Annotated in this window: 12 protein-coding genes; 8 read left to right on the forward strand and 4 right to left on the reverse strand. The window is 60.6% G+C overall.

The annotated features are described in order from the left end of the window. The first annotated feature begins 11 nt into the window (after positions 1-11). The 3 genes from AB4O12_RS17455 to AB4O12_RS17465 all read left to right on the forward strand — a co-directional run bounded on the left by AB4O12_RS17455 (position 12) and on the right by AB4O12_RS17465 (position 3,005). Positions 12-1,865 (forward strand): Lnb N-terminal periplasmic domain-containing protein, encoded by a 1,854-nt coding sequence (locus AB4O12_RS17455; protein WP_252876927.1) that lies wholly within the window; start codon positions 12-14, stop codon positions 1,863-1,865. A gap of 218 nt (positions 1,866-2,083) precedes the next feature. Further along, positions 2,084-2,440, forward strand: a complete 357-nt coding sequence (locus tag AB4O12_RS17460; RefSeq protein WP_056790510.1) for a hypothetical protein — start codon at positions 2,084-2,086, stop codon at positions 2,438-2,440. 70 nt (positions 2,441-2,510) lie between these two features. After that, a complete protein-coding gene (locus AB4O12_RS17465) occupies positions 2,511-3,005 on the forward strand; it encodes a GreA/GreB family elongation factor (RefSeq protein ID WP_056790514.1) in 495 nt (164 codons plus the stop codon). Here the strand turns inward: AB4O12_RS17465 and gdhA are convergent. After that, on the reverse strand, positions 3,002-4,339 hold the full coding sequence (gdhA, locus tag AB4O12_RS17470) for an NADP-specific glutamate dehydrogenase (RefSeq protein WP_236168705.1): 1,338 nt from the start codon (positions 4,337-4,339) through the stop codon (positions 3,002-3,004). The genes AB4O12_RS17465 and gdhA overlap by 4 nt on opposite strands. A 349-nt stretch (positions 4,340-4,688) precedes the next feature. Then, positions 4,689-6,353, reverse strand: a complete 1,665-nt coding sequence (gene ettA / locus AB4O12_RS17475) for an energy-dependent translational throttle protein EttA (protein WP_016773108.1) — start codon at positions 6,351-6,353, stop codon at positions 4,689-4,691. A 287-nt stretch (positions 6,354-6,640) separates the two neighbouring features. Between ettA and morA the strand changes: the two genes are divergently transcribed. The 5 genes from morA to AB4O12_RS17500 all read left to right on the forward strand — a co-directional run bounded on the left by morA (position 6,641) and on the right by AB4O12_RS17500 (position 15,101). Further along, on the forward strand, positions 6,641-10,489 hold the full coding sequence (gene morA, locus AB4O12_RS17480) for a cyclic di-GMP receptor MorA (protein ID WP_460059240.1): 3,849 nt from the start codon (positions 6,641-6,643) through the stop codon (positions 10,487-10,489). A 231-nt stretch (positions 10,490-10,720) separates the two neighbouring features. Continuing rightward, on the forward strand, positions 10,721-11,974 hold the full coding sequence (glyA, locus tag AB4O12_RS17485) for a serine hydroxymethyltransferase (protein WP_460059242.1): 1,254 nt from the start codon (positions 10,721-10,723) through the stop codon (positions 11,972-11,974). A 336-nt stretch (positions 11,975-12,310) separates the two neighbouring features. Then, positions 12,311-13,624 carry a C4-dicarboxylate transporter DctA gene (locus tag AB4O12_RS17490; RefSeq protein WP_024014398.1) on the forward strand — a complete coding sequence of 438 codons (1,314 nt, stop codon included), beginning with the start codon at positions 12,311-12,313 and terminating at the stop codon, positions 13,622-13,624. A 49-nt stretch (positions 13,625-13,673) separates the two neighbouring features. Continuing rightward, the gene (locus AB4O12_RS17495) at positions 13,674-14,378 is read left to right on the forward strand and encodes a FadR/GntR family transcriptional regulator (RefSeq protein ID WP_016773102.1); all 705 of its coding nucleotides are present in this window, start codon (positions 13,674-13,676) and stop codon (positions 14,376-14,378) included. Positions 14,379-14,396: 18 nt separating this feature from the next. Continuing rightward, on the forward strand, positions 14,397-15,101 hold the full coding sequence (locus AB4O12_RS17500) for a GntR family transcriptional regulator (protein ID WP_460059245.1): 705 nt from the start codon (positions 14,397-14,399) through the stop codon (positions 15,099-15,101). A gap of 114 nt (positions 15,102-15,215) precedes the next feature. Here the strand turns inward: AB4O12_RS17500 and yjiA are convergent, their stop codons facing one another. Both yjiA and AB4O12_RS17510 read right to left on the reverse strand, forming a co-directional pair. Next, positions 15,216-16,193 carry a GTPase gene (yjiA, locus tag AB4O12_RS17505; RefSeq protein ID WP_460059247.1) on the reverse strand — a complete coding sequence of 326 codons (978 nt, stop codon included), beginning with the start codon at positions 16,191-16,193 and terminating at the stop codon, positions 15,216-15,218. Positions 16,194-16,345: 152 nt separating this feature from the next. Next, the gene (locus AB4O12_RS17510; protein WP_003228401.1) at positions 16,346-16,543 is read right to left on the reverse strand and encodes a YbdD/YjiX family protein; all 198 of its coding nucleotides are present in this window, start codon (positions 16,541-16,543) and stop codon (positions 16,346-16,348) included. Positions 16,544-16,551 lie beyond the last annotated feature (8 nt).

The raw sequence follows: 16,551 nt of genomic DNA on the forward strand, positions 1-16,551 counted from the left end.
AGTTGCCGACTATGCTCAAACGCCTTGCCTGGCTGGCGCTCTGTGTCTGCGCCCCGCTGTCCGCCGCGCCTCACATCGATCCTCAACGTTTGCAGCAACTGGCCAACGACCGCTTCTGGATTTCCCTCGGTCATTACGAAACCGCCAAACTCGGCGGCTGGCGCAGCTATGTCAGCGACAAGAAGTTCTTTCTCGCGCCCGACGGCAACGAGCATCCGGACCGCGAACTGGCCGCCACCGTGCAGGCGCTGTACGCCCCGGCCAGCCTCGGCGAGCAACACGCACAATGCGTCTACCCGGCGCGTACACGCTGGCTGAAAGCGCAGCTCAATCTCGCCGACCTGCCAGCGCCCGAATGCGCCGAATACAAGCAATGGTTCAAGGACGTCTCGCCGCACAGCGCGGTGATGATCTTCCCGGCGGCGTATCTCAACAGCCCTTCGTCGATGTTCGGCCACACCCTGCTGCGCATCGATCAGGCGGATGTGCAGGCCGACAAGACTTCGCTGCTCAGCTACGCGATCAACTTCGGTGCCTACATCGAAGGCTCGGACAACAGCATTCTGTATGCCTGGAAAGGCTTGATGGGCGGCTACCCGGGGCTGTTTGCGCTGGTGCCGTATCAGGAAAAACTCTCGGAATACCGCAGCCTGGAAAACCGCGACCTGTGGGAATACCGCCTCAACCTGACTCAGGAAGAAACCGCACGCATGGTCGAACATGTGTGGGAGCTCAAGCAGATCCAGTTCGACTACTTCTTCTTCGACGAAAACTGCTCGTATCGTTTGCTGGAACTGCTGCAAGTGGCGCGACCGAGCCTGCGCCTGACCGAACAATTCCCGCTGACCGCGATCCCGACCGACACTGTCAAAGCGGTGAAAGAGGCCGGGCTGGTCGAACACATCGAATATCGCCCGTCCCGCGAACGTGAACTGCTCAGCCGCGCCGAACCGTTGAGCGATGAAGAACAGCAATGGGTGCTGAAAGTCAGCGCCGATCAAAAAGTCCTGCAAGAGCCAACGTTCAAAGCCCTGCCGCGCGCACGTCAGGCGTTGATCGTCGACGCCGCCTATCGTCTGGAGCGCTACCGTGCCAACGGTCAGGAGCGCGACCCGCAACGAGCGCAGCGCAGTTTTGAACTGCTGCGGGCGATCAACAAGAACCCGGCGCCGGAATTGGAAATTCCGCAACCCGGTCTGCCCGAAGATGGCCACGAGTCCCGCACCTGGCAGGCCGGCCTAGGTACGCGAGGCGATCGCGCCTTTGGCGAATATGGCCTGCGCATGGCCTATCACGACCTCAATGACAACGCCGAAAGCTTTCCTCTCGGGGCGCAGATCGAGATCCTGCAACTGAAGCTGCGCCAGTACGAAGGCAATGACTGGCAGTTACAGCAACTGGATCTGGCCACCATTCGTTCGCTGACACCGCGCAACGAGCTGCTGCAACCGCTGTCGTGGCAAGTCACCGGTGGCCTTGAGCGCGTGCCGGGCAAGCATGATGACGAGACGCTGGTCAGCCATGTCAACGGTGGCGGCGGCGGCACGTGGCAGTTGGGCGAAGACGTGCTCGGCTTCGCGCTGGGCACGGTACGCGTGGAACACAACAATGACTTCGCCGAGTTTGTTTCCCCGGCCGGTGGCTTCAACACCGGCGTGCTGTGGAAAAACCCGCTAGGCAATCTGAGCCTGGAGGCCAAGGGCGACTACTTCTTCAACGGCGAAGTGCGCCGCAGCCTGAGCCTGAATCAGCAGTGGGAGCTTTCGCGCAACCTCGGTTTGCGCCTGAGCGCGCAGCGCGAGTTCAGCCAGCTCGCCAGCCCGGAAACGGAAGTCATGCTTGAAGTGAAGTGGTATCACTACTGATCCCGAGCCTGTGTAAATCTCCCTGTGGGAGCGAGCCTGCTCGCGAAAGCGGTGGGTCAGTCAATAGCAGTGTTGCCTGACAAGACGCCTTCGCGAGCAGGCTCGCTCCCACAGGGGCCTGTGGTGTGCAATGGATTTTTCACAGGCCTTCGACAGCCGCCTCATGAATCCCCTTCTAGACTTTCCTTATGAGCCGAGTATCGGCGCGGGAGAGTGCGATGTGGCGGTACGTGGGATTGTTGGGCGTTGTATTGGCGCTGGGCGGTTGCCAGACCACCCATGAAGACTTGATCGCTAAGGGTTATCCACCGGCCTTCGCCGACGGTTTCGATGACGGTTGCGTCAGCGGCCGGCAAGCGGCGGGCTCGATCAGCGGTGAGTTTCGCAAGAATGTGCCGCGCTATCTCAAGGACCAGCAATACGCCGACGGCTGGGTCGACGGCTTCCGCCAATGTCAGGCGATGCTGGAAAACAGGGATCGCGAGCAATATCGCAACGAACATTGGGATGAGCGCGAACGTGCCTGGCAGCAGCAGAAGGACCAGGACGTCGGGCGGGCTTATCGCTCGCAATAGGTCGCTTGCAGACATCCGTTGAAACCAAATGCCGGCAACCATGGCCCAAATCCTTTAACAGGAGGACTTCATGAGTCGCGCATTCGTCAACGAAGACAACGCCGCCGCGCAGGCCGATCAGCCGGTCGAACGTCAGGTCAGCACGCAGCCCAACTACGTCACCCCGCAAGGTCTGGCGCAGTTGCAGGCGAAGGTCACCGAGCTGCAAAGCCTGCACGCCGAGCAAACGGCCAAGGGCGAGCAGGCCGACAAGCAACGTCTGGCCGATCTGCAACGGGATCTGCGCTATTTCACTCAACGCCTGAGCAGCGCCCAAGTCGCAGTCGCTGCGACCTCCACCGACAAGGTCCAAATCGGTAGCTGGGTGACTTTTGCCGATGAACACGACACTGAACACCGCGTGCAACTGGTCGGCGAGGATCAGGCCGACGCCAGTCAGGGCCTGATCAACTGGGACTCACCGCTGGGCCGGGCTTTGCTTGGCGCCCGGCTCAACGATGAAGTGCTATGGCAGCGGCCTGCCGGCGACCAACTGATCGAAGTGATCCGCATCGAACCGGCTTAAACCACGCCTTGCGCCAACATCGCATCGGCGACTTTGACGAAGCCGGCAATGTTCGCGCCTTTGACGTAATTGATCTGACCGTTGTCTTCGCCGTAATGCACGCAGGCGTGGTGGATCGATTGCATGATCGCGTGCAGCTTGCTGTCCACCTCGCCCGCCGTCCACAGCAGGCGCATGGCGTTCTGCGACATTTCCAGACCGCTGACGGCAACACCGCCCGCATTCGACGCCTTGCCCGGTGCGAACAGAATACCGGCCTCGATAAAGATATCCACAGCCTCCAGCGTGGTCGGCATGTTCGCGCCTTCAGCCACACAGACGCAGCCATTGCGCAGCAGCGTGCGCGCGGCCTCGGCATCAAGTTCGTTCTGTGTCGCGCAGGGCAGCGCGATATCGCACGGCAGCGACCACGGATGTTGGCCGGCGCGGAATTCCAGACCATGGGCGTTCGCCAGTTCGCTGATGCGCCCGCGTTTGATGTTCTTCAGCTCCAGCAGCGCCAGCCACTGTGCTTCGCTCAAGCCTGCCTCGCAGTACAGCGTGCCTTCGGAGTCGGACAGGGAAATCACTTTGCCGCCCAGGTCCATCACTTTGCGCGCCGCGTACTGAGCAACGTTGCCGGAACCGGAAATCGCCACGCGCTTGCCTTCCACGCCCTGCCCGCGGCGCTTGAGCATCTCCTCGGCGAAGTACACGCAGCCGAAACCGGTGGCTTCCGGGCGAATCAGGCTGCCGCCGTAGGTCATGCCCTTGCCGGTGAGGACGCTGGTGAACTGGTTGCTCAGGCGCTTGTACTGGCCAAAGAGGAAACCGATCTCCCGCGCACCGACACCGATATCACCGGCCGGCACGTCAACGTCGGCGCCGATGTGGCGATACAACTCGCTCATGAACGCTTGGCAGAAACGCATGACCTCGGCGTCGCTCTTGCCCTTCGGATCGAAGTCGGAACCGCCCTTGCCGCCGCCCATGGGCAGGGAGGTCAGCGAGTTCTTGAAGGTCTGCTCGAAGGCGAGGAATTTCAGCACGCCGAGGTTCACCGATGGATGGAAGCGCAGGCCGCCCTTGTAAGGGCCGATGGCGCTGTTCATCTGGATACGGAAGCCGCGATTGACCTGGACCTTGCCCTGATCGTCGACCCACGACACGCGAAACACCACCGCGCGCTCGGGCTCGCAGATGCGCTCGAGAATGCCTGAAGTCAGGTAATGCGGATTGGCTTCAAGGAACGGCCACAGACTGCGCAGGACTTCTTCGACAGCCTGGTGGAATTCAGGTTGATCCGGGTCGCGTTTTTTCAGGCGCGCAAGGAAGGATTCGACGGATTCGATCATGGGCAAAGTCTCGGCAAATTTATTGTCGTTGGAGGAGATTGGGCCGGACTGTAACAAACGAATTGCGCACAGGAACAGAGCAAAATGTCGCAGTTATGAAATTAAATGGTGCACAGGATATAAATCCGAGGGGTATTTGATCCGTTTTTGCACCTGAGTGGGGAGCACAGATCCAAGACTTGCACCAACAGTTACACCGTATTCGCGAGCAGGCTCGCTCCCACATTTGGAATGCGTTACCCCTGTGGGAGCGAGCCTGCTCGCGAAAGCCGCAACTCGGTTTATCAGGAAAAACCCAGGGCAAAAAAAACGGAGCCCGAAGGCTCCGCTCTTGTGCAACCAACCCGAATCAGGCCAGTTTCTTGTGACGTACCCGGTGAGGCTGGGCCGCTGCTTCGCCGAGGCGTTTTTTGCGGTCGGCTTCGTACTCGGTGTAGTTGCCTTCGAAGAACACCGCTTGCGAGTCGTCTTCATACGCCAGGATGTGCGTGGCGACACGGTCAAGGAACCACCGATCGTGGGAGATCACAATGGCGGCGCCCGGGAAGTCCAGCAGGGCTTCTTCCAGCGAACGCAGGGTTTCCACGTCGAGGTCGTTGGACGGTTCGTCGAGCAGCAGGACGTTGCCGCCCTCCTTCAGGGTCAGCGCCAGGTGCAGACGACCGCGCTCACCGCCGGACAGATCCTTGACGAACTTCTGCTGATCGCCGCCCTTGAAGTTGAAGCGGCCGACGTAAGTGCGCGACGGGATCTCGTAGTTGCCGATGCGGATCTGGTCGGAACCGTCGGAAATCTGCTGGAACACGGTCTTGCTGCCGTCGAGGTCTTCGCGGCTCTGGTCGACGCAGGCCAATTGCACGGTTTCGCCGATTTCGATGCTGCCCGAATCCGGGGTTTCCTTGCCCATCAGCATGCGGAACAGCGTCGACTTACCGGCACCGTTACCACCGATCACGCCGACAATGGCGCCTTTCGGCATGGAGAACGACAGGTTGTCGATCAGCACGCGATCGCCGTAGCCCTTGGTGACGTTCTTGAACTCGATGACCTTGTCGCCCAGGCGTGGACCGGCCGGGATGTAGATCTCGTTGGTCTCGCTGCGCTTCTGGAATTCCTGCGATTGCATTTCTTCGAAGCGTTGCAGGCGTGCCTTGGATTTCGACTGGCGGGCCTTGGCGCCTTTGCGCACCCACTCCAGTTCTTCTTTCATGGCTTTTTCGTGAGCCGACTGCTGCTTTGATTCCTGGGCCAGACGATCGGACTTGGCTTCGAGCCAGCCCGAATAGTTGCCCTCGTAAGGAATGCCCGCGCCGCGGTCGAGTTCCAGAATCCAGCCGGCGACGTTGTCGAGGAAGTAACGGTCGTGCGTGATCGCGACCACGGTGCCCGGGAAGTCGTGGAGGAAATGCTCCAGCCACGCCACCGAATCGGCATCCAGGTGGTTGGTCGGTTCGTCGAGCAGCAGCATGTCCGGCGCGGACAGCAGCAGACGGCACAGGGCGACACGGCGCTTTTCACCACCGGACAGGTGTTCGACTTTCGCGTCCCAGGCCGGCAGACGCAGTGCATCGGCAGCAACTTCCAGCTGGCGCTCGAGGTTGTGGCCGTCGCTGGCCTGCAGGATCGCTTCGAGCTTGGCCTGTTCAGCAGCAAGCTTGTCGAAGTCGGCATCCGGGTCGGCGTAAGCCGCGTAGACCTCGTCCAGACGCGCTTGCGCATCCTTGATCACGCTGACCGCTTCCTCGACCACTTCACGTACGGTCTTGGCTGGGTCGAGCTGCGGCTCTTGCGGCAGGTAACCGATGTTCAGGTCCGGCATCGGGCGGGCTTCGCCTTCGAACTCGGTGTCGACGCCAGCCATGATTTTCAGCAGCGTGGATTTACCCGAACCGTTGAGGCCGAGCACGCCGATCTTGGCGCCGGGGAAGAAGGACAGCGAAATGTTCTTGAGGATTTCCCGCTTCGGCGGAACAACTTTGCCCAGCCGATGCATGGTGAAGACGTATTGAGCCATGGAGAACCTTGGGTCAGTGACAGATGAATGATTGGAGCGCAGGCGATGCCTGGCCAGACTGTGCGCGTCGTTCACTTGATCGCAATCAATGCGTGCGCGCTGGAAAAAGTCTGATTGTAGGGGCTGGAACGCCCCCGGTCTAACCGGCAAAGCTACCTTAATGCCGGAAGGCAGTCCAGCCGAGAGGGGCTGGCACTTCGCCACAACTCAAGGCATGCTAGCCGCCCTTCGGGCGTCCGGCTTATAGTGCACGTCGCGCCAGTCCAGCCAAATCGCAGGATCACAGCTTGACCAATGTCACTCCGCCAGCCTCTGTGAGCAGCACCCCACCGGCGCCCGGCTCGCCCCTGCGCGGGACATTGAAGGGTGCGCTGGCCACCCTCGTGCTGTTATTGCTCGCGTTGCTGTTCTGGCAACTGCTCGATCAATTGCGTGAAACCCAGAAGAACCAGCGCCAGTACACCATCGATTACACCGCCGATCTCGCCGCTCAGGTCAGCCTGAACATGGCGCTGAATGCGCAAATCGCCCTCAATCTGCTACCGATCGTCGAACAACCGCAAACTGCCGACGAACAGCAGATGCTCCTGCGCAAGTTGCAACGCTCGCTGCCCGACCTGCGCAGCATGGCCCTGCTCTCACCCTCCGGCCGCATCATCAGCGACAGCGCCACCGACAGTTCCGACGCCGATTACCTGACCGAACTGGTGCGCCGCAGCCGCGCCCAGGCGCATTACTTCAGCAATGCCGATGACGGCTCGGTGGTGCACCTGCTGTTGCATCAGGCCAGCGGCAGCAGTCGCGGTTACTGGGCCTTGCGCCTGACGCCAACCTTCTTCGACTCGCTGACCAAACAGGACGCCACCGCCCTGCGCCCGTTGTGGCTGGTGGAAAACCGCCTCAATCACCAGATCATCAGCCGCGAAGCAGGGCTGCCCTCGGTCAAGGCTGGCGGGCTGACGCCTGACGATGTCGCCAACACCGTACTGACCGTGCCGCTGAGCAGCAGCGACTGGCAACTGCGCGGGCTGTTCGACCGCCAGCGCGTACTGGAAGAATTGCTGCCGGCGTTCATCGGCAAATGCCTGCTCGGCCTGGCGTTCTCGATGTTGCCGGTGATCGCGCTGCTGAACATGCGTCGGCGCCAGCGCCAGGTGCATGAAGGCCGGCGGCGTTATCAGGATATTTTCGAAGGCACCGGCGTGGCCTTGTGCGTACTCGACCTGTCCGGCCTCAAGCAGACGTTCGACAAGGCGCAGATTCAGACCAGCGACCAGCTCAAGGCCTGGCTCGACCAACCGCATCAGCGCCAGCAGTTGCTCGGGGAAATGCGCGTCACCGAGGTCAATCAGGTCGCCCTGCAACTGCTCGATGTGCACTCCTGCGACGATGCCTGGCAACTGCTGATCGATGGCCAGCGCCATCCGCAGTGCGCGATCGGTCAGCAGATCCTCGACGCCGTCCTGCAGCAGCAGAAACAGCTGGAACTGGAAATCAAACTGCCCAACAGCAACGGTCGCGACCAGCATCTGTGGATGGTTTTGCGCCTGCCGAGCGAGCAGCACGACTATAAAGCGGTGATCCTCAGCATCAACGACATCACCAGCCGCAAGCTGATCGAGCTGTCGTTGCTGGAGCGCGAAGGCTTCTGGTCGGACGTGGTGCGCACCGTGCCGGATCATCTGTATGTGCAGGACGTGATCAGCCAGCGGATGATTTTCAGCAACCACCACCTCGGCCAGACCCTGGGCTACAACCGCACTGAACTGCATCAGATGGGCGAATACTTCTGGGAAATCCTTCTGCATCCGGAAGACGCCGATTATTACCATCGTTCGCGGCAGTTGCAGCGCCACGCCGGTTACAGCCAGCTGTTGCAATGCCAGCTGCGCTTCCGCCATCGCGACGGCAAGTGGCGGCGCTTTGACATTCGTGAACAGGCACTGGCGCGGGACAAGCACGATCAGGTCACGCGGATCATCGGCGTCGCCAAGGACATCACCGAACAGATTGAGGCGAGCGAATCGCTGCGTGACAGCGAGCAGCGCTACCGCATGCTCGCCGAGAGCATCAGCGACGTGATTTTCTCCACCGACAGCAAGCTCTCGTTGAACTACGTCAGCCCGTCGGTGCAGGCCGTGCTTGGCTACAACGCCGAATGGATCTTCCAGAACGGCTGGCAATCGATCATCGCCAATCCCGGGCAACTGAACGGCATTCATGTGCTGATGGACCGCGTCAGCAAGGCGCTGGACAAGCCCGAGCAACTGGCATTGCTGCGCAGTCAGGTGCAAACGCAACTGTTCCTCTTCGATTGCCTGCGTGCCGATGGCCGCAAGATTCCGATCGAACTGCGCCTGGTGCTGGTGTGGGACGAACACGGCGCGTTCGAAGGCGTGCTCGGCGTCGGCCGCGATATCAGCCAGCAGCGCCGTGCCGAAAAAGATTTGCGCATGGCCGCCACGGTATTCGAGCACTCTACCTCGGCGATCCTGATCACCGACCCGGCCGGTTATATCGTTCAGGCCAACGAAGCGTTCAGTCGGGTCAGCGGCTACAGCGTCGGCGAAGTGCTCGACCAGTTGCCGAACATGCTCACCGTCGACGAGCAGCAGGATGCGCACCTGCGCTACGTGCTCAAGCAGTTGCACGAGCACAGCACCTGGGAAGGCGAAGTGTGGATGAAGCGCCGTAACGGCGAGCATTACCCGGCGTGGGTCGGCATCACTGCCGTGCTCGACGACGAGGGCGATCTGGCCAGTTACGTGTGTTTCTTCAGCGACATCAGTGAGCGCAAGGCCAGCGAGCAGCGCATCCACCGCCTCGCCTATTACGATGCCCTCACCCATTTGCCGAACCGCACGCTGTTCCAGGATCGTCTGCACACCGCGCTGCAAGCGGCCGAACGGCAGAAGTCGTGGGTGGTGCTGATGTTCCTCGACCTCGACCGTTTCAAACCGATCAACGACTCCTTGGGCCACGCCGCCGGCGACCGCATGCTCAAGGACATGGCCACGCGCCTGCTGGCCTGCGTCGATGACGATGACACCGTGGCGCGCATGGGCGGCGACGAATTCACCTTGCTGCTGCAGCATCGCTCCAACCGCGAACTGGCGCTGAACCGGGCAATTCATGTCGCCGAGCAGATTCTCGCCAGCCTGGTGCGGCCGTTCGTGCTCGAGGGCCGCGAGTTCTTCGTCACCGCCAGTATCGGCATCGCCCTGAGTCCGCAGGACGGCAACGAACTCAGCCAGTTGATGAAGAACGCCGACACGGCGATGTACCACGCCAAGGAACGCGGCAAGAACAACTTCCAGTTCTATCAGGCCGACATGAACGCCAGTGCGCTGGAGCGTCTGGAACTGGAAAGCGATCTGCGCCATGCGCTGGAGCAGAACGAATTCGTCCTGTATTACCAGCCGCAGTTCAGTGGCGACGGCAAGCGCCTGACCGGCGCCGAAGCGCTGCTGCGCTGGCGCCATCCGCGTCGCGGGCTGGTGCCGCCGGGTGATTTCATTCCGGTGCTGGAAGAGCTCGGCCTGGTGGTGGACGTTGGCGACTGGGTTATCAGCGAGGCCTGTCGACAGCTGAAAACCTGGCACCAGCAACGGGTGCGGGTGCCGAAGGTGTCGGTGAACATTTCCGCACGGCAGTTCTCCGACGGCCAGTTGGGCACCCGAATCGCGACGATCCTGCGCGAAACCGGCCTGCCACCGGCGTGTCTGGAGCTGGAACTGACCGAAAGCATCCTGATGCGCGAAGTCAGCGAGGCGATGCAGATTCTTGCCGGGCTGAAGAACCTCGGCCTGAGCATCGCAGTCGATGACTTCGGCACCGGTTATTCATCGCTCAACTACCTCAAGCAATTCCCGATCGACGTGCTGAAGATCGACCGTACTTTCGTCGACGGCCTGCCGTCCGGCGAACAGGACGCGCAGATCGCCCGGGCGATCATCGCCATGGCCCACAGCCTGAACCTGGCGGTGATCGCCGAGGGCGTGGAAACCCACGAGCAACTGGACTTCCTGCGTGAGCATGGTTGCGATGAGGTGCAGGGCTATCTGTTCGGCCGGCCGATGCCGGCGGGACGGTTTGAAGCGCAGTTCTGTAACGATGCGCTGTTCATGTTCGACTGAACATCTGCGGCGCGCCCTTCGCGAGCAGGCTCGCTCCCACAGGGGAATGCATTGCAGCAGGGGAATGCATCTCAAATGTGGGAGCGAGCCTGCTCGCGAAAGGGCCGGCAAAAGCACCGCACATCTGTCATGAACGCCACTTGTCTGCGACATGACGTCGTTTCATATGTCATCCAAAAGCGGTTGGGTTAGAATGCCCCCCTTTTCTGCCCCCGATCCTTGAGGACCGCCATGTTCAGCCGTGATTTGACTATTGCCAAGTACGACGCCGACCTTTTTGCCGCCATGGAGCAAGAAGCTCAGCGTCAGGAAGAACACATTGAGCTGATCGCTTCGGAAAACTACACCAGCCCAGCGGTGATGGAAGCTCAAGGCTCGGTCCTGACCAACAAGTACGCCGAAGGCTATCCGGGCAAGCGTTACTACGGTGGTTGCGAATACGTGGACGTGGTTGAGCAACTGGCCATCGACCGTGCCAAGGAACTGTTCGGTGCTGATTACGCCAACGTTCAGCCGCACGCCGGTTCCCAAGCCAACGCCGCTGTTTACCTGGCTCTGCTGCAAGGTGGCGACACCATTCTGGGCATGAGCCTGGCCCATGGCGGTCACCTGACCCACGGCGCCAGCGTTTCCTCCTCGGGCAAGCTGTACAACGCCGTTCAATACGGTATCGATGCCAACGGCCTGATCGACTACGACGAAGTCGAGCGTCTGGCGGTCGAGCACAAGCCGAAAATGATCGTTGCCGGTTTCTCTGCCTACTCGCAGATCCTCGACTTCCCGCGCTTCCGCGAAATCGCTGACAAGGTTGGCGCTTACCTGTTCGTCGACATGGCTCACGTCGCCGGTCTGGTTGCCGCTGGTGTCTACCCGAACCCGGTGCCGTTCGCCGACGTCGTGACCACCACCACGCACAAGACCCTGCGCGGTCCACGTGGCGGTCTGATCCTGGCCAAAGCGAACGCCGAGATCGAGAAGAAGCTCAACTCCGCAGTGTTCCCGGGCGCCCGGGGTGGCCCGCTGGAGCACGTGATCGCGGCCAAGGCGATCTGCTTCAAGGAAGCGCTGCAGCCTGAGTTCAAGGCTTACCAGCAACAAGTGGTGAAGAACGCCAAGGCCATGGCCGAAGTGTTCATCGCGCGCGGTTTCGACGTGGTTTCGGGCGGTACTGAAAACCACCTGTTCCTGCTGTCGCTGATCAAGCAGGACATCTCCGGTAAAGACGCCGACGCCGCTCTGGGCAAAGCGTTCATCACCGTGAACAAGAACTCCGTGCCGAACGATCCACGCTCGCCGTTCGTGACTTCCGGCCTGCGCTTCGGTACTCCGGCTGTGACCACTCGCGGTTTCAAAGAGGCTGAGTGCAAAGAGCTGGCCGGCTGGATCTGCGACATCCTGGCTGACCTGAACAACGAAGCGGTGATCGATGCCGTTCGCGAGAAAGTCAAAGCCATCTGCAAGAAACTGCCGGTGTACGGCGCTTAATCGCGACGTTAAACCAGCAGCATGAAAAACCGGCCAAGTGATTGGCCGGTTTTTTTTCGCCTGCAATTCACCTGTAGGAGCTGCCGAAGGCTGCGATCTTTTGATCTGGATTTTAAAAACAAGATCAAAAGATCGCAGCCTTCGGCAGCTCCTATACGCGTTTGGGGCCACTGGTCAGACCGGTCATGCCAATTTCATGTTTCCCCCTTGTAATCAGGAAAAAACCAAGCCTAGACTGCGCCTGCACTGGACATACCGGTAAGACCACAATAATTAAGTCCTGCATCCGCTGCGCAACGCGTGCGGCAGCCAGGACACCGACCCAGGATTCCTCCCATGCTCAGATGGTGCTCGCGTTCAATCTTCCTTCAAGTGGTTCTCGGACTGATGCTCGGCATCGTCTGCGGGCTGACCCTTCCTGAATACTCCGCTCAGCTCAAACCGCTCGGCGATGGCTTCATCAAACTGATCAAGATGCTGATTGGCCTGATCGTGTTCTGCGTGGTGGTCAGCGGCATCAGCGGCGCGGGCGATCTGAAGAAGGTCGGGCGCATTGGCCTCAAATCGGTGATCTATTTCGAAGTGCTGACCACCATCGCCTTGGTGATTGGTCTGGTGTTCGCCTTCAGCACCGGCATTGGCAGCGGCGCGAACATTCATCTGGAGCAACTCTCCAGCGCCGACATGGGCGACCTCGCCGAGCGTGGCCAGCACATGCACACCACCACACAATTCCTGATGGACCTGATCCCGACCTCGGTGATCGGTGCCTTCGCTGACAACAATATTCTGCAGGTGCTGCTGTTCTCGGTGCTGTTCGGCAGTGCGCTGAATCTGGTTGGCGAAGCCGCTTCGGGAATCTCGCGGCTGATCAACGAACTCAGCCACGTGATCTTCCGCATCATGGGCATGATCGTGCGTCTGGCGCCGATCGGCGTATTCGGCGCCATCGCCTTCACCACCAGCAAATACGGTCTCGACTCGCTGCAGCACCTGGGCAGTCTGGTCGGTCTGTTCTACCTGACCTGCATCGCCTTCGTCGCGCTGATCCTCGGTCTGGTGATGCGCGTCTCCGGCCTGCGCATGTGGCCGCTGCTCAAGTACCTGCGGGAAGAACTGCTGATCGTCATGGGCACTGCCTCTTCCGACGCCGTGCTGCCGCAGATCATGCGCAAGCTCGAACACCTCGGTATCGGCAGCTCGACGGTCGGTCTGGTGATCCCGACCGGGTACTCGTTCAACCTCGACGGTTTCTCGATTTACCTGACCCTGGCCATCGTGTTCATCGCCAATGCCACCGGCACACCGCTGGCGATGACCGATTTGCTGACGATTCTGCTGGTGTCGCTGATCACCTCCAAAGGCGCCCACGGCATTCCCGGTTCGGCGCTGGTGATTCTCGCGGCAACGCTGACGGCGATTCCGGCGATTCCCGTGGTCGGCCTGGTGCTGGTGTTGGCCGTGGACTGGTTCATGGGCATCGGCCGCGCGCTGACCAATCTGATCGGCAACTGCGTCGCCACCGTGGCCATCGCCCGCTGGGAAAAGGACATCGACGTGCAGCGCGCGAACAAGGTGCTCAATGGCGAACAGGGCTATAACTTTCAACCGCGAAAAACCGTCGCTCCGGCGGCGGCCAAAGAATTCTGAATGAGTGCCGTGCCTGCCAATGCGCAGGCACGGCGCAGGAAGCCAATACGTGATTACAACTTCAACCGTCGTCAATTCAGTGGTGGAAAAACTCCGCGCCGCGTTGGCCCGAGGCCAGTGGCGCTCCGGCGACATGCTGCCGGGCCAGCGTGAACTGGCCGAACAGCTGGGCATCAGCCGGCCGAGCCTGCGCGAAGCGGTGATCGTGCTGGAAACACTCGGCCTGGTGCGCTCGATGCCGGGCAAAGGCGTGGTCGTCCTCGATGCGCAACTCAGCGACAGCCAGAGCCACGACAGCGCAGTCGCCGGGGCGAGCCTGGAAGATGTGCTGCAACTGCGCTACACCCTCGAGCCGTTCATTGTCGGGCTGGTTGCGCAATCGATCAGCAGCAAGGAAGTCGGCCAGTTGCGCCTGACCCTGATGGACATGCGCGAAGCCCTCGAAGCCGGTGACAGTGAAGCCGGGGTCAGCGCCTACATCGCCTTTCACGAAGAACTGTTCACGCTGACCTCGAACCCGATTTTCCAGAGCGTGGTGCAGCAGACCAGCAACGCGCTCAAGCAAAGTGCCGAAGTGTTGCGCAATTCACCGGAGCATCTGGCCGAACGCCTGGAAGAAAACGAAGCCGTAGTCCGCGCGATCCGCAGCAAGAACAGCGCTCAGGCCAGCGCCGAAATGCGTCGGCACATTCTGCGCGAAGGCCAGCGCATGGGCGTTGAGCTGAATATTCCGGACGACAACCTGCCCACCTGATTTGCCAGGAGAACGGCCATGAACAGTTTTGCTTCAGCCTCGCATGCGCATTCGACCGCCCTGCCCGTCTCTCGCCTCGGCACGCCGACGGAGGATCTGTATCCGCGACTGTTCGACGCGATACTGGAGCAGCGTATCGATGAAGACAGCCGGTTCACCGAGGACAGTCTGCAAGCGATGTTCGGCGCCGGCCGCGCCGATGTACGACGGGTGCTGACGCAGTTGTCCCATGAGCAGATCGTGGTATTGCGCGCCAATCATCGACCACGAGTGGCTGCGCCTGATCGGGAGCTGATCCGGCAGACCTTGCATGCGCGACGGTTGGCTGAGAACACGTTGGTGGGGTTGGCGTGTCAGCGTCCGCAGCCAGACGATTTGAATTGCTTGCGCACGTTGATAGAGCGCGAGAAGCGCGCCGTCGAGCAGGATCGGCGCGGGGCGGCGATTCGGTTATCGGGGGAGTTTCATCTGCAGTTGGCGCGGATGGCGGCTAATGTGCCGTTGGCGCATTTTCTGCACAGTCTGGTGCCGCTGACGTCGTTGGCGATTGCGCGGAGTCGGTGCCCGACGCGCAGCTGTTGCGCGTGGCAGGAGCATTTGGCGTTGGTTGAGGTTGTGGAGCGAGGTGATGCTGCTAAGGCAGAGGGGCTGATGAATCGGCATCTGGATCATCTTGAGCAGACACTGCTGGGTTCAGATCTTGAGCATTGTGCTGTCGGTTAGACCGCCTTCGCGAGCAGGCTCGCTCCCACAGTGGATTGCATTCCTTCTGACAGAATGCGTTCTACTGTGGGAGCGAGCCTGCTCGCGAAGAGGCCCGTTGAGCTATTGAAATTATCAGGCTTGTTGCGCTGCAACCCTGGCAAACCCCGCCCGAATCTTCTCTTCCGGCAAGTCATCGGCGATAAACACGATCACACTTTCCCGCGTCTCGCCCTCGGCCCATTCGGTGTCCCAGTCGAAACCATAGAGTTTCAGCACACCCTGAAACACCAGGCGCCGATCTTCGCCAGCAATATTCAGCACGCCTTTGTAACGCAGCAATTGCTTGCCATGCTCTTCCAGCAACTCGTTCATGAAATCGCTGAGCTGATCGATATCCAGCGCCTGATCGGTGCGCAGCACCAGGCTGGAGATGCGATCGATCGACGGTGCCTTGCTCACCGGACGCAGGCTCAAACCACCGCCCAGATCAGCATTGAGGTTGAAGCCGCGCACATCCAGCAGTTCGGCCAGATCGATGTTGCCATGCTCGACCACACGGATTGGTGCGCGGCGGTTGATTCGGGTGAGGCGTTCGCTCAGCGCGGTGAACGTCGCCTCATCGACCAGGTCGGTCTTGCTCACCAGCAAGCGATCGGCGAAACCGATCTGCGCCTGGGCAATGGTCTGGGTCAGGTGCACGTCGGCGTGAGCGGCGTCGACCAGGGTGATGATGCCGTCGAGCAGGTAACGCTCGCGCAGCTCTTCGTCGATGAAGAACGTCTGCGCCACCGGTGCCGGATCGGCGAGACCGGTGCACTCGATCACCAGACGATCGAAGGCAATTTCGCCGCTGTCCAGGCGCTCGAGCAGCAAGTACAGCGCCTTGGTCAGATCGGTGTGAATGGTGCAGCAGACGCAGCCGTTGGCCAGGGTCATGACCTGCACCGGCTCGTCACCCAGCAGTTGGGTGTCGATGCCGGCGTCGCTGAATTCGTTTTCAATCACGGCGATTTTCAGGCCGTGCTCGGCTTTCAATAAATGACGCAGCAAAGTGGTCTTGCCGGCGCCGAGGAAACCGCTGAGGACCGTTACCGGAATGGGAGAAGACAAAACCCGATCTCCTGAAAAGAACACAAAAACAAATGTGGGAGCGAGCCTGCTCGCGAAAGCGGTGTGTCAGTCAAATCCTTCATCAACTGACACTCCGTATTCGCGAGCAGGCTCGCTCCCACAGGGGATTACCTCAACCGAAGGCTGTCAGCTCAACAGCACTTCGGCCCACCCTTGCCACCGTAACGGGCTTCCTGACGCTCGCGAAAGAACATCTCGTAGCTCATCACCGGTTTGTCCGGGTGTTTGGTTTGCATATGCTCGACGTAGGTGTCGTAGTCGGGCATGCCGACCATCAGGCGCGCGGCCTGACCGAGGTATTTACCGAGGCGACTCAGGTCATTGAACATGCTGCAAT

It is taken from the genome of Pseudomonas sp. S2_A05, assembly GCF_054668485.1.

Coding starts and splice junctions, on each gene's coding strand:
- AB4O12_RS17490 (WP_024014398.1), top strand. CDS start 12,311: ATGCTCAGATGGTGCTCGCGTTCAATCTTCCTTCAAGTGGTTCTCGGA.
- AB4O12_RS17500 (WP_460059245.1), top strand. CDS start 14,397: ATGAACAGTTTTGCTTCAGCCTCGCATGCGCATTCGACCGCCCTGCCC.
- AB4O12_RS17465 (WP_056790514.1), top strand. CDS start 2,511: ATGAGTCGCGCATTCGTCAACGAAGACAACGCCGCCGCGCAGGCCGAT.
- AB4O12_RS17460 (WP_056790510.1), top strand. CDS start 2,084: ATGTGGCGGTACGTGGGATTGTTGGGCGTTGTATTGGCGCTGGGCGGT.
- gdhA (WP_236168705.1), bottom strand. CDS start 4,339: ATGATCGAATCCGTCGAATCCTTCCTTGCGCGCCTGAAAAAACGCGAC.
- glyA (WP_460059242.1), top strand. CDS start 10,721: ATGTTCAGCCGTGATTTGACTATTGCCAAGTACGACGCCGACCTTTTT.
- AB4O12_RS17455 (WP_252876927.1), top strand. CDS start 12: ATGCTCAAACGCCTTGCCTGGCTGGCGCTCTGTGTCTGCGCCCCGCTG.
- ettA (WP_016773108.1), bottom strand. CDS start 6,353: ATGGCTCAATACGTCTTCACCATGCATCGGCTGGGCAAAGTTGTTCCG.
- AB4O12_RS17510 (WP_003228401.1), bottom strand. CDS start 16,543: ATGTTCAATGACCTGAGTCGCCTCGGTAAATACCTCGGTCAGGCCGCG.